At 44.6% G+C, this 14,288-nt stretch carries 13 protein-coding genes; 11 read left to right on the forward strand and 2 right to left on the reverse strand.

The window, feature by feature from the left end; translation table 11 throughout:
- On the reverse strand, positions 1 to 372 hold the full coding sequence (locus C7475_RS21080; protein ID WP_110055363.1) for a response regulator: 372 nt from the start codon (positions 370 to 372) through the stop codon (positions 1 to 3).
- A gap of 23 nt (positions 373 to 395) precedes the next feature.
- Complete coding sequence (locus tag C7475_RS21085) at positions 396 to 1,112, reverse strand: sensor histidine kinase KdpD (RefSeq protein WP_110055364.1); 717 nt, start codon at positions 1,110 to 1,112, stop codon at positions 396 to 398.
- Positions 1,113 to 1,528: 416 nt separating this feature from the next.
- Here C7475_RS21085 and C7475_RS21090 point away from each other — a divergent pair, with 416 nt between their 5' ends.
- From C7475_RS21090 to C7475_RS21140, 11 genes are all read left to right on the forward strand, one after another.
- A complete protein-coding gene (locus C7475_RS21090) occupies positions 1,529 to 2,233 on the forward strand; it encodes a response regulator transcription factor (RefSeq protein WP_110055365.1) in 705 nt (234 codons plus the stop codon).
- A gap of 143 nt (positions 2,234 to 2,376) precedes the next feature.
- The gene (locus C7475_RS21095) at positions 2,377 to 3,171 is read left to right on the forward strand and encodes a polysaccharide biosynthesis/export family protein (protein WP_110055366.1); all 795 of its coding nucleotides are present in this window, start codon (positions 2,377 to 2,379) and stop codon (positions 3,169 to 3,171) included.
- Positions 3,172 to 3,218: 47 nt separating this feature from the next.
- Positions 3,219 to 5,606, forward strand: coding sequence for a polysaccharide biosynthesis tyrosine autokinase (locus C7475_RS21100; RefSeq protein ID WP_110055367.1), 2,388 nt, complete (start codon positions 3,219 to 3,221; stop codon positions 5,604 to 5,606).
- Between the two features lie 170 nt (positions 5,607 to 5,776).
- Complete coding sequence (locus C7475_RS21105; protein WP_110055368.1) at positions 5,777 to 6,334, forward strand: UpxY family transcription antiterminator; 558 nt, start codon at positions 5,777 to 5,779, stop codon at positions 6,332 to 6,334.
- A gap of 19 nt (positions 6,335 to 6,353) precedes the next feature.
- On the forward strand, positions 6,354 to 7,373 hold the full coding sequence (locus tag C7475_RS21110; RefSeq protein ID WP_158286569.1) for a mannose-1-phosphate guanylyltransferase: 1,020 nt from the start codon (positions 6,354 to 6,356) through the stop codon (positions 7,371 to 7,373).
- Positions 7,374 to 7,389: 16 nt separating this feature from the next.
- Entirely contained in the window at positions 7,390 to 8,331 is a 942-nt protein-coding gene (locus C7475_RS21115) for a GDP-L-fucose synthase (protein WP_110055370.1), read from the forward strand.
- Positions 8,332 to 8,364: 33 nt separating this feature from the next.
- Positions 8,365 to 9,711: a UDP-glucose/GDP-mannose dehydrogenase family protein gene (locus tag C7475_RS21120; protein WP_110055371.1), complete on the forward strand. Its 1,347-nt coding sequence runs from the start codon at positions 8,365 to 8,367 to the stop codon at positions 9,709 to 9,711.
- Between the two features lie 36 nt (positions 9,712 to 9,747).
- Positions 9,748 to 10,845 (forward strand): GDP-mannose 4,6-dehydratase, encoded by a 1,098-nt coding sequence (gene gmd, locus C7475_RS21125; RefSeq protein ID WP_110055372.1) that lies wholly within the window; start codon positions 9,748 to 9,750, stop codon positions 10,843 to 10,845.
- Between the two features lie 103 nt (positions 10,846 to 10,948).
- Positions 10,949 to 12,187 carry a polysaccharide biosynthesis protein gene (locus C7475_RS21130; RefSeq protein WP_233259915.1) on the forward strand — a complete coding sequence of 413 codons (1,239 nt, stop codon included), beginning with the start codon at positions 10,949 to 10,951 and terminating at the stop codon, positions 12,185 to 12,187.
- 12 nt (positions 12,188 to 12,199) lie between these two features.
- Positions 12,200 to 13,210 carry a polysaccharide pyruvyl transferase family protein gene (locus C7475_RS21135; RefSeq protein ID WP_110055374.1) on the forward strand — a complete coding sequence of 337 codons (1,011 nt, stop codon included), beginning with the start codon at positions 12,200 to 12,202 and terminating at the stop codon, positions 13,208 to 13,210.
- Positions 13,167 to 14,288: a glycosyltransferase family 4 protein gene (locus C7475_RS21140; protein ID WP_146217610.1), complete on the forward strand. Its 1,122-nt coding sequence runs from the start codon at positions 13,167 to 13,169 to the stop codon at positions 14,286 to 14,288. Before C7475_RS21135 ends, C7475_RS21140 begins: the two co-directional genes overlap by 44 nt.

Below are 14,288 nucleotides of genomic sequence, written 5' to 3' on the forward strand. Positions count from 1 at the left end.
TTAATGTTTTGCAAGCGCTTTTTTGATCTGTTCATGCAGATGCGCAAACACGAATGGTTTAACAAGATACCCTGTCGCACCTTTCTGCAAGGCATCTTTTATTTCATTGTCTTCTTTTTTTGCACTGGTAATGAGTACGGGAATTTTACAGAGCTGTGGATGTTCACGGAATCTGTCCAGTAGTTCATAACCATTGATGGCGGGCATATAGATATCGCTGATCACAAGATCGGGCAGATGTTGGATAGCCATTGATAGTCCTTCTTCTCCATTCCTGGCGGTGATCACTGAGTAGTCATGCAGTTCGAGCAGGCTTTTAAGTGTCTCCAAAAGGCCTGTTTTGTCTTCAATCAAAAGAATTCTGGCGTTCATGCTTATGTTTTACTGGCGGGGTATCATGGATACCTGAAGACCAGTGTAAAAACCGTGCCTTTTTCCGGTTCGCTGGTTACGGAAATATCTCCGTCGTTTGCTGTTACAAAAGTTTTCACAATAGTAAGACCTAATCCTGTACCGGCAATACCATTTGTATTACTTCCTCTGTAATAGGGTTGAAATAAATGAGGCAGGTCATCGGCGGGTATGCCAATACCATCATCAGTAATGGTAATAACGAGTGAGTCGTTACCGTAGTTCAGGTGAACACTGGGGGCCTGCTGACGGGAATATTTAAAAGCATTACCGACCAGATTTGTCAATATCCTGGTGATCTGGCTGGGACTCGCAAATATTGAACGGGGCGTACCTGAAATATTGATCTCAAAAGTGTCCCCATCATCCGTAAGGAAATGAAACTGTTCTTTTAAAGGAAGAAGGTGTTCTTCGACATGAAGTAGTTCTTTCCTGGTTTCAATACTGCCGGAGAGGATGTTATTGATAGTCAGCATTTCGTCCAGCATATTGTTCAGGGAAAAGATCTCTGAAGTGATCTGCGACAGATGTTTTTCATAGAATGGTGTCATATGGTGGTCTGCCAGCAGCTTAGTGGAAAGCAGATCTACGATAGATGTAATGGTGGTTAGCGGTGTCTTAAATTCATGAGCAGTGATTGCCAACACGTTACTGGCATTGCTCAGTAATGTGTTACTCTCTGAAATATGAGTGGAGTTCATTGTTCTAACTTTTAATGATTGGACGGTATATTTCTCCCCGATATCTGGTACACAACATGTGGAGAATTCCCAGAGTGCTGACCGGATGTTGCCGTTCCAATTAAAAAGCAAAATACTTAATAAAGGAATAATTATCTAGTGAGTATTTAATTTAAAAATGAATTTCTATCTTCGTGGTGACTCTTATTGTGAATATTTGAGAAAAGTTAACCGAAATATCATATATAAATTAGCATAATAGGATACTTAACAGTGTAAACCAACAAACCTTCATCTTTATTGTTCTCATATTCAGCGAGTTGCAAAATTGCCGTATAAATTCTCGTTTTTGGAACTATTTTTGCACAATCAAGTACTTTTTATATGCCATATTTTTTTATTGAACCAATTATGAACCTTGCTAACTTTTTACCCCTATGATCAATATTGGAATTATAGAAGATAATTATTTCCAGTTGAACAATTACAAGGAGTTTCTAGAGGATTTTCAAGAGTGTAAGGTCGTATTTGCTTGTAAGTCAATGGAGGAATTCAGAGCCCTTCCATTTAAAGAGACTGAAGTAAACGTGATATTACTGGACATTTCACTACCGGGGGAATCAGGCATACAGGGTATGCAGGAATTGAAGAAGGTTTACCCCGAGGCTAAACTAATTGTTCTGTCGGGACATGACGGAAAACATTATGTAATTGAATCGATCCGTCAGGGAGCGAATGGTTATATTATTAAGACCAGCCGTTTAATGGAGATCTATCATTCAATTATGGACGCTGTTAGTGAAGGAGGCACGCTATCTCCCAAAGCGGCTCATTTACTTATTAATTACATCGCCAAGGACCCCCTTGAAGATATCCGGCACAAGCTTACTAAAAGAGAGTATGAGTTGCTTGCTTTGTTAAAAGAAGGTTACTCATATAAGGAGATGGCGGAGAAGCTTTTTGTAACTGTTTTCACGGTAAACCAACACCTGAAGAAGATTTATCAAAAACTTAATGTTGCCACAAAATCAGAACTAATTTCAAAAATCTGGTCAAATAGTTTGTATTCTTTCTTTTTAATTACGAATTCTTGGATTTTTTTTCAGATGCTTTCGTTTAAAGATATGAGTCGATTTTTGTGAAAGATGATACTCTAATTAGTAGGCACGTTTGTGTTATGCAGGCGTTTTTTACTGTAACGAGTAGTGTGCCGACGACGGCTATAAACTAGCTTTGTACTACGGAAAGCGCGGAAGAAAAACCTTTAAATATTCAAAACGGTAAGATGATTCTAAAGAAGGATTATTTACGTTATATCTTTGTTGTTCCGGTCCTTATCTGCTGTTTCTTTACATCTTGTGTCAGTACACAGAAATCAGTTTATTTCAACAATATATCTGATACTGTTATTGCGCCCGTGCAAGGAAATTTCGAGCCGGTAATTCACAAAAATGACGTATTACAAATTATTGTGAGTAGCATGAACCCCGAGGATGCTGTTGTATTTAACACCCCAAGTGTTGCATCCACCGGAGCTGCTGGAGGAGGTCCCCAGGCAACAGGTTATTTAGTTAGTGAACAGGGATTTATTGAGTATCCGGTGCTTGGACAAGTAAAAGCTGCCGGACTGACAAAAGAGCAACTTACCGTATATCTGCGTGAAGAGTTGAACAACAGGAAACTGATGAGGGATCCGGTGGTGAGTGTACGCTTCCTGAACTACCGGGTAACGGTACTCGGTGAAGTGAGCAGGCCCGGTGTTGTTAACATCAATAACGAAAGGATGTCGATAATGGAGGCTTTGGGTGCGGCTGGCGATATTACTATCAATGGTAAAAAAGAGAATGTACTGTTAATTAGAGAAATAGATGGGCAGAAGGTTGTTAAACGCCTCAATCTGAATAACAATGATGTCTTATCATCCCCTTACTATTATGTACAGTCTAACGACGTTGTATATGTCGAACCAACTAAGGCAAGAGTAGCTAATGCGAGTGGCAACCGCCAGACAATAGCAATTATCCTGAGCAGTATTTCACTGTTCGTGATTGTACTGGACAAGTTGATATTGAACAACTAAGCTGATGTTATTCCAATAATTCATCCTACAAATTTGTGTTGAGAGCCATGCAACAGAAAGTATTAAATACGCGCACAAAACGAGAGGAACATACGGGCCTCCTGGAGATGATCAGGCATAAATATCAGCCTTACTGGCCTTTATTTGTGATTGCGTCAATAATTTCTTTCTCCATAGCATATGTTTATCTTAGGTATGCTACCCCGCTATATAAGATGTCCTCTACACTGCTCATCAAGGAAGATGCACGGGCTGTGGAAAGCTCTATCATCGAAATGATGGACCCCCTGGGATCAGGAAAGAAAATAGAAAACGAAATTGAAATACTGAAGTCCCGTACAATTGCAAAGTCGGTTGTACGGCACCTCAACCTTTATGGAGAGATCTTCGAAAGAGGTCGGATCAGGGATGTGTCTATGTACAAAAGAGCTCCCGTACAGATCACCTTTATCGACCCGGACCATATCGATCCGATGGCAGGCGCTCTCCTGGACCTGGCATATGATTATAAGGGGCAGAAGATCACCCTGGGTGATAAAACTTATCCGCTGAATGATACGGTGACTACTACCACATGGGGGCGTATATTAATAACGCCAAATCCGGAATTCAATCCCGCCAGCCTACGCGATAAACACCTCTATATGCGTATTGCAGGTGAAAAAGCTTTGGCCGGGCAGATCATCGCCATGTTGAAAATAGCTCCTGCCAATAAACAAGGGAACGTACTGAGGCTTGAATATGTGGATGCAGTACCTCAGAGAGGTAAAGATATATTGAATGAACTGATGAGGACATACGATGCCGAATCTATCCAGGATAAGAACCAGACTGCGTCCAAGACAATGTCATTCGTGGAAGACAGGTTACGTATCATCACTGCAGAACTGAGCCAGGTAGAAGGTCAGATTGAACGTTATAAAACAGATCAGGGCATTGTTGATATTGGTGAGCAGAGCAAATTGTTCCTGTCGTCCGTACAGGATAACGATGTGAGACTGAGCGAAGCTGATATGCAATTGTCAACACTGAATGCTGTTGAAAAATATGTAAGAGAGAAACATGATGAAGATAACGTAGTACCTGCTACTATCGGCATCGAAGACCAGACGTTGCTGGGACTGTTAACAAGATTGCAGGAAACTGAATTGCAACAGGAAAAGCTGCGTAAGACAACTGGAGAGAACAGCCCATTGCTGGCAAGCCTGGTTGCACAGGAAGAGAGACTGAGACCGGCTATTATGGATAATATCCGAAGCTTGCGCACTAACCTGGAAGCAGGAAGAGCAAAGCTTGCAGCACAGAATTCACGCTTTATGGGAATGCTGAAAGGTGTGCCTAATAAAGAAAGAACATTACTGGAAGTAAGCAGGCAACAGGCTATTAAAAATAACATCTACACTTTCCTGCTGGAGAAACGTGAAGAAACCGCATTGCAATATGCAGCGGCGATCTCTGACAGCCGTATCATTGATCTTGCTGAAGCAGACAGTCTGCCATTCAGCCCGAAGAAATCTATGGTGATGGCAATGGCGATCATCTTTGGTCTTGCGATTGTTGCGGGGTTCATTGCAGCGAAAGATATGATGAACAACAAAGTAATGTTCAGGTCAGATATTGAAAAAGGTACATCTGCACCGATCATTGCCGAGATCATGTTCGACAAGAGCGGCGGCATCGCCATCGCAGAAGGAAGGCGTACACCTGTTGCAGAACAGTTCAGAGCCCTCCGTACTACCTTATCTTATATCGGTATTAATGGAGATAATAAAACGATCCTGGTAACATCTTCCATCTCTGGTGAAGGAAAGAGTTTTATTGCAGTGAATCTTGCATTGAGCCTTTCACTGACCAAGAAGAAAGTAGTGTTGCTGGAGTTTGACCTCCGTAAACCGAAAGTAAGTAAGATCCTGAATGTGCCGCATCATCCGGGTATCAGTAATTACCTGGTAGGCCATTCATCACTGAATGATATTCTTAAACAGCCTATAGAAAATAACGAGTACATGTACCTGCTTTCTGCAGGCGTGATACCGCCAAATCCAACCGAATTGATTTTGAATGGCAGGCTTGAACACCTGCTGGCCACTTTAAGAGCTTCTTTTGACTATGTCATTATAGACACAGCTCCGGTAGGTCCTGTTACTGACGCGCGTTTGCTGGCGCCGTTTGCTGATGCAACGCTGTACGTAGTACGTCATGACAGAACACCGAAGTTTAATCTGAAATTGATAGAAGACCTGTACGAACAGGGGGATCTCGGCAAGTTGAATATCGTATTCAATGGCCTGAAAATGCGTGGGCTGCCAGGTTACGGATATGCTTATGGCGGAGGCTATGGCTATGGTAACGGGCAGGGTTACGGATATGGGTATACGGATGACCATAAAAATGGGGCTGTCAAGAAGGGACGTTTTACAAAAATTTTCAAATAACAAAATGAGTTGCGTCATAGATGCAACTCATTGAAAACTATCACTGTGAAAACTACTCATGTGACTGAGGAGGCGAAGCTATGCCAATTTTTTACCTCCTCTTTTCCCGCCTTTATGATTTCCACCTTATCTGATAATCTAGTCATGTATTAACTTCAAAACCCTCTGAAATGGAACAGAAGACACACACCTGGTATGCAGTCTATACTAAGCCCAGATGGGAGAAAAAAGTGGCGGATGCACTTGTTCGTAAGCAGATCGAAACATATTGTCCACTGAATAGAGTAACGCATCAGTGGAGCGACAGAAAGAAGATCGTTGAAGAACCTCTTTTTAAGTCGTATGTATTCGTGCGTATTCCTGAAGACAAGAAAACACTTGTACGTGAAACGAGTGGTATCGTAAACTTCGTTTACTGGCTGGGTAAACCTGCCAGCATTCCTGATCATGAAGTTGATCTGATCAAACGCTTCCTGCGTGAATACCAGGATGTGGAAGTTGAAAGATTCCCGATCCACGAGGATGATCTGATCCGTATCACTGCAGGTCCGCTGATGCATCAGCATGGACGGGTAGTGGAAGCTGGCAAGAATACTGTTAAAGCGGTATTGTACAGCATGGGCTTCTCGCTGATCGCCACTGTGAAAACCAGTGATCTGATGGTGCTGGGCAACAACAAAAAAGAGTATGCCGGCGCCGCGACAGCAGGCGTTGGAAATCCTATTTAAAATATTAACGCTGAACACTATGCTACACATATTATTATGTGGAGGGTCAGGGACCCGTCTCTGGCCTTTATCAAATAAACAGACACCAAAACAACTGCTGCCGTTATTTGACGGGCAGAGTTTACTACAGCTCACATGGGTGCGTAACAGCATTTTTTGTGACAAGGTAATGGCTGTGGTAAATGAACAGCAGTCTGAAATGGTGGCAAAACAACTCGGTGAAGCAGGTGCTCAGCATGTACAGATGATGGCAGAGCCGGTGGGACGTAATACCGCTGCTGCAATAGCATTGGCGGCATTTTCTGCAACACCTGAAACTATACTGCTTATCACTCCGGCAGATCACCTTATTGGTACGCCGGACCTGTATGCTGAAACAATAAAGAAAGCAGGCGAACTGGCTGCCGAAGGCCATCTGGTAACTATTGGACTGCAACCTGCATACCCGGAAACAGGATATGGTTATATCCAGTATTCCGGTTTTGATGTAGTGCGCTTTACCGAAAAGCCAAATGCTGTTACGGCCGAGGCAATGCTGAAAAGCGGCGACTACTTATGGAACAGTGGCATCTTCTGCGGTAAAGCCGGCGTATTACTGCAGCAATTGCTGCAATATGCACCGGAGATCTATGCAGCAGCTGCTGAAGCTGCGGCCATCTGGAAAGAGACCGGATCTATTCCCCTGGCAGCAATGGAAGCCATTCCTTCAGACAGTATAGACTATGCTGTACTGGAGAAAAGTAATATTGTAAAGGTAGTACCAAGCGCTATGCAATGGAGCGATGTAGGCGGCTATGAAGCCCTGGCTGAAGCCCTTGCAAGCCATTACCGTTACAGCAATCACCAGGCAGTATTTATAGAGAGCGATCCTGTAAACAGCATGGTAATAGGAAAAGATAAACTCGTAGCATTAGTAGGTGTGGAAAATGTAGTGGTGGTCAATACTCCTGAAGTACTGCTGATCCTCCAGAAAGGAAAAGGACAGGAAGTAAAACAACTGCATCAGTGGGTAAAGGAAAACAGACCGGAATTGCTATAAAAAAAGATTCAACCTTATGCAACTTAAAGATAAGATCTATATAGCTGGTCACCGCGGAATGGTAGGCGGTGCAATCAGCAGAAGACTGACAACGCTTGGATATGAGAATCTGCTGACAAGAAGCTCCGCAGAACTGGACCTGCGCTCGCAGGCAGATGTAAATGAATTTTTTGCCAGAGAGAAGCCGGATTATGTGTTCCTGGCTGCAGCAAAAGTAGGCGGCATTCATGCTAACAATACTTATCGTGCAGAGTTCCTGTACGATAATCTCATGATGGAAACCAACATCATTCATGCTGCCTGGAAGCATGGTGTTAAAAAGCTGATGTTCCTGGGTAGTTCCTGTATCTATCCAAAGATGGCGCCCCAGCCATTACAGGAAAGCAGCCTGTTAACAGGGCCGCTTGAACCTACCAACGAGCCTTATGCTATTGCTAAAATAGCTGGTATCAAATTATGTGAAGCATACCGCGACCAGTATGGTTGTAACTATATCAGTGTTATGCCGACTAACCTGTATGGTATCGGCGATAACTATCATCCTGAAAATTCACACGTACTGCCGGCTTTGATCCGTCGCTTCCATGAAGCAAAAGAAAACGGAGCGCCCAATGTTACAGTGTGGGGTAGTGGTACACCAAAACGTGAGTTCCTGTTTGCAGACGACCTTGCAGCTGCCTGTGTTTATCTTATGCTGCATTACGATGAGAAAGAGCTGGTGAACATCGGTACAGGTGAAGACCTGAGTATACGCGAACTGGCAGAGACAGTGAAAGAAGTAGTGTGTTACGAAGGTGATATCGTTTTTGATGCTTCGAAACCTGACGGTACGCCCAGGAAGCTGATGGACGTATCAAAACTGCATAAGCTGGGATGGAAACACAGTGTAGAACTGAAAGAAGGACTGGTACAGGCTTATGCCGATTTCCTTCATAAAAGGCACATGGTTGCATTGTAAATAAGAATATTAACAGCGTCTCAATATCATCAAATGAAAGCAATTGTAATTGGAACAGGATATGTAGGGCTGGTTACCGGCGCCTGTCTCGCAGAAGTAGGCACCCAGGTAGTATGTGTGGATGTTAATGCTGAAAAGATCAATAATCTTAAAAAGGGTATTTTACCTATTTATGAGCCGGGTCTCGAAGAGATCGTTACCCGCAACTTCAACAACGGCCGTCTCTCTTTCAGCACTAACCTGGCGGAAGTGATCCCAGGTGCAGATATCGCTTTCATTGCGGTAGGTACGCCTCCGGGTGAAGATGGCAGTGCTGATCTGCAATATGTATTGCAGGTTGCGAAAGAGATCGGTACTAATATGACCGATTACCTGGTAGTGGTAACAAAGAGCACTGTACCTGTTGGTACCGCTGTGAAAGTGAACAGGGCAATCAAAGAAGCAATGCTGAACAGGAACGCACTGATCGACTATGATGTTGCATCAAATCCTGAGTTCCTGAAAGAAGGCGCTGCTGTACAGGACTTCCTGAAACCTGACCGTATTGTGGTGGGTGTAAATACAGACAGGGCAAAAGAAATGCTGGAACGTTTGTATCATCCATTCCTGCTGAACGGTCACCCGATCATTTTCATGGATATCGCTTCTGCAGAAATGACCAAGTATGCTGCAAACGCTATGCTGGCCACCAAGATCTCCTTCATCAACGATATTGCTAACCTGTGTGAACTGGTAGGTGCTGACGTAAATAAAGTACGTAAAGGCATTGGTAGTGACGGCAGGATAGGTAACAGCTTCATTTACCCGGGTATCGGGTATGGCGGCTCCTGCTTCCCTAAAGATGTAAAAGCCCTGGTGCAGACAGGTAAGGAATACGGACACGGATTACGTATCCTGGAAGCTGTTGAGGCAGTGAACGATGATCAGAAGAAAGTATTGTTCGGCAAGATCAACAAACATTTCGATGGTATGCTGAAAGGCAAAACCTTCGCAGTATGGGGACTTTCCTTTAAACCGGCTACTGACGACATGCGTGAAGCATCCAGTCTGGTAGTCATAGAATCTTTACTGAACGCCGGCGCAAATGTACAGGTATTCGATCCTGTAGCCATGCATGAAGCGAAGAAAACACTGGGCGATACCGTTAAGTGGTGTAACGACATGTATGCGGCTGCTGAAGGCGCAGACGCTGTACTGCTGGTAACAGAATGGAACGAGTTCCGTTTGCCAGACTGGGTACGTGTAAAACAATTATTGAAAGGTGCTGTTGTATTTGACGGCAGGAATATATACGATAACGCATATCTCGAGAAAAACGGTTTCACCTGTTACAGCATAGGTATAGCTCAACCGGCATTGAACGTGCTCTCCGGAAGTTAATCATATTCCCCAATTATCTTAATAAAATCATTTTGTATGAAAGTTGCTTTAATTACCGGTGTAAATGGACAGGACGGTGCTTACCTGGCAGAACTGCTGCTCGAAAAGGGGTATATGGTACATGGTGTAAAACGCCGTGCATCACTGCTGAACACTGACAGGATCGATCACCTTTATCAAGACCCTCACAGCGAAAATGTACGTTTCAGATTGCATTACGGCGATATGACCGATAGTACTAACCTGATCCGTATCATCCAGGAAACACAACCAGACGAGATCTATAACCTCGCGGCGATGAGCCATGTGAAGGTGAGTTTTGATACACCGGAATATACCGCTAACGCGGATGGTATAGGCACACTGCGTATACTGGAAGCGCTGCGTATTTTAAAGCTGGAAAAAAAGACAAGGGTATACCAGGCAAGTACTTCAGAGCTGTATGGTTTGGTACAGGAAGTTCCGCAGAAAGAAACTACACCTTTCTATCCGCGTAGCCCATACGCTGTTGCAAAATTGTACGCATACTGGATCACAGTGAACTACAGGGAAGCATATGGTATGTTTGCCTGCAATGGTATCCTGTTCAACCATGAAAGCCCGCTGCGTGGTGAGACTTTCGTAACCCGTAAGATCACCCGTGCAGTAGCTGCTATAGCGCTGGGTTTGCAGGATAAACTGTACCTCGGTAATCTGGATGCCCGCCGTGACTGGGGACATGCGAAAGATTATGTTGAGGCTATGTGGAGGATCCTGCAACAGGATACACCGGACGACTACGTAATTGCTACAGGAGTCACTACACCAGTACGTGAGTTCGTACGTATGGCGTTCAATGAACTGGGTATAGAACTGAAATTCGAAGGCACTGGCGTAGATGAAGTTGCATACGTTAGTGCTTGCCGCAATAAAGAATATATTCTGCCTATCGGCAAACAGGTATTAGCTGTAGATCCTGCTTATTTCCGTCCTACGGAAGTAGAACTGTTGATCGGCGATCCTACAAAATCAAAGACTAAATTAGGCTGGGAACCAAAATACGATCTGCAGGAACTGGTAAGTGAAATGGTAACCTGCGACGTAGAGTTATTTAGAAAGGACAGTAAAACACAGTGGGAACAACTGGCAGGATAAGGGCTTGCTTTTGCCGAAATGCGTTATGCGAGTAAAAGTGTTTAATCAGTTATTTAGCAATCCGAAATACACCAAAACTTTAGAATGGGTAAAACTGGTTACAATGACCGGTTTCGCCCAGGTGTTGGTGCAGGCTATCAGTCTGGTGTGCGGGATCCTTGTGATACGGCTGCTGGAACCTGAAGAGTACGCGTTGTATACCTTGGGCAATACAATGCTGGGTACCATGACCGTACTGGCCGATGGAGGGATCTCTACCGGAGTAATGTCCCAGGGTGGGAAGGTGTGGCAGGACCGTGTTAAATTAGGTACTGTCATGGCCACAGGGATGGATCTGAGAAGAAAGTTCGCCGTGGGTAGTTTGCTGGTATCCGTACCGGTGCTGCTGTACCTGATGCGGCATCACAATGCCAGCTGGCTGATGTCCGTGCTGATCATTCTCTCGCTCATTCCATCTTTCTTCATGGCGTTGTCGGGTACTTTACTGCAGATAGCGCCTAAACTGAGACAGGATATTGCGCCGCTGCAAAAGAATGCAGTTGTGCTCAATGTTGGCAGGCTGGTGTTACTTTCATTGACTATTTTCATTTTCCCATGGGCATTTGTCGCCATCCTGGCGGCAGGTCTTCCGCAGATATGGGGAAACTTTAATCTAAGGAAGATCTCATCCGGTTATGCTGACTGGCATCAGAAGCCAGACCCGCAGATCCGGAAGGATATCATGAAGATGGTGAAGCGGCTGTTGCCGATGGGGATCTATACCTGTCTTTCGGGACAGATCACTATCTGGCTGATCTCCATCTTCGGAACAACAAGAGGAGTTGCTCAAATGGGCGCACTGGACAGGTTATCAACAGCGCTTAGCTTTATTACGATATTATTCAGTACCCTTATCTTACCGAGGTTTTCCCGGTTGCCGAATAACTCAGGTCTGTTATTGCGGCGTTTCTTACAGATCCAGGCGGGACTGCTGGCAATGAGTGTCTGTATCGTCCTGACTGTCTGGTTATTCTCTTCACAGATCCTGATGGTACTAGGGCCCAATTATGCAGGGCTGACAAAAGAAATAGTATTGAGAAGCTTTATCAGTTGTCTCGGTATTACCTCTGCGTTTACCTTTTCTCTCTTTACCAGCAGAAGCTGGGCGATCAATCCAATTATTTCAATTCCTGTTAGTATTGCTTCTATAGTTTTAGGTGTTACATTGATCGATGTATCTACCCTGAGCGGCGTACTGACAATGAATATCCTGATACAGCTAATACAGGTGATCATGAATATTACCTATACACTGATCAAGATCCGAAGGACGAATAACTCAACATTACCAACAGAAATTTAACAAGGATACTATATGAATTATTACTATCAGGTAGAAGGATTACTTCGGAATAATATCGGAGATGTACTTCAGGGAATGGTCGCCAAAGACCTGTTACCTGAAGGCTCTAAGGTAGCCGACAGAGAGGCGCATGCTGATCTGGCAAGTAATGAAAAAGGATTGCTGATAGCCAATGGCTGGTACATGCACTCCTTTAAGAAGTTTCCTGCTCCGGATAATATCACTCCTGTATATGCCGCTGTGCATATCGCCAATTCTGCCTTGCTGGCAGATGCAGGCGTAAGGGAGCATTTTAAGAAACATGCACCTATCGGTTGCCGTGATACTAAAACGTTACGCCTGCTGCTGGGCTGGGGCATTCCCGCCTATTATTCCAGCTGCCTGACCATTACGGCAAAACCTCGTGGTCCTGTTACGCACAATCCTGAAGGAGAAGTACTATTGGTAGATAACGTAGACCATCCGGTGCCTGATGCTGTATTCAACAAACTGGAAACATTGCTGGGCAAAAAGCCGGTAAGGGTCTCTCACGATCCACCAGATACATCCGGTGATCTTGAGTCTTATGCAAAGGCGTCCGAAAAACACATGGACGATCTGCTGGCCAGGTATTGTAAGGCATCCCTGGTATTGACCACTAAGATCCACTGTGCACTGCCAGGTCTCGGTATGGGAGCAAATGTGAAACTGATCCATCCGAATCCATCTGATCCACGTCTGGCAACAGTAGGGGAGTTCATTGATATTATTTCCTATAAAGAGATCCTGGAAAGGAAAGACCTGAACACATCTCCTGTTAAAACGGAGATGCTGGAAAAGAGGAAGCAGTTCCTGTTGGAACTGGTGGCCGATTCACTAAAAGAAGGTGCCAATGCTGTACAGGTGTCCGGTAAATTAAAATACCGTCTGATCAGGGCAAAGGCTGCGATCATGGCAAAACTGTATCGCATGGGCGTAGTATCTTCTTACCGTGTGGGATTTGCAAAGGATAAGATCGAACGAGTATATGGCGCAGGCTTCTGATAAAAAACGGATACTGGTCTATACCACCCAGTTAATGGAAACAGGTGGTATAGAAAGTCATCTGCAGGAGTTTTGCCGGCAGATGGCATTGACAGGTGCAGAAATAGACCTTGTCGTGTTGAATGCGGCTACGACGCCGGAAATAGAAGCGTTTTACAAACGTACATGCCGGTGGATTTATTTCGGCAAGCATGGACGTTCCTACAAGCGATTGTTATGGATGCTGCAATTAGGCATTAAGCTGCGCAGCTCCGGTAAATATGACGCCGTATACACGAATGGGCAGGGTGAAAGCATCTGGTTATTATCTCGTATGCTGCCTGTCTACAATAAGTGGGTGCATCACCACCATACTTCGGGAGACGCCAAAGACCAATCCACCTGGGGGCCAAAATACAGGAAGACATTACAGGCGGCAAATACCATCATTGCCTGTTCCTACAGGAATGCAGGCGATATGAAAGTGGTACTGAACCGTCAGATAGATGTTGTGCCTGTTTTTTCAAGGAATGTTGAAGTGGCTTTCAGTGAAGGACCGGCAGGTAAACTGAGGTTTGGTTATTATGGCAGGTTGATCCCTGAAAAAGGGATAGACCTGATCTGCCGTATGAGTGAAGATGCTGACCTGAAAGACGTGGAGTTCCATCTCTGGGGTGAAGGCAAACAATATCCTGCGGGATCTTTTGACCGTTATCCTAACGTTCGTTTTCATGGTCCTTTTGCGGGTGAAGACGGATTGAAGTCCGCGATCGCACAACTGGATGCATACCTGTTATTGTCAACACATCCGGAAGGGCTGCCTGTCAGCCTGCTGGAGGCAATGAGCGCAGGGCTGCCGTGGTTGTCGACCGACAAAGGAGGTATTCCTGACATCGCCTGTGACCCGCAGGCAACGCGTGTGATACCTGCCACTTCTTCTTACGAAGAGGCAAAAGCAGCTGTCCTGGCGTTTGCAAAAGATATCAGGAGCGGCCTGGTTACAAAGACGGCCCAGAAAGAACTGTATGCCAGCAGATTTTCTGCAGCAGCATTACGTTCTGCATGGGGCGATATACTTGGATTACATAAGCAAAACTAA

Origin of the sequence: Chitinophaga sp. S165, assembly GCF_003182155.1 — a bacterium.
Lineage (GTDB): Bacteria > Bacteroidota > Bacteroidia > Chitinophagales > Chitinophagaceae > Chitinophaga.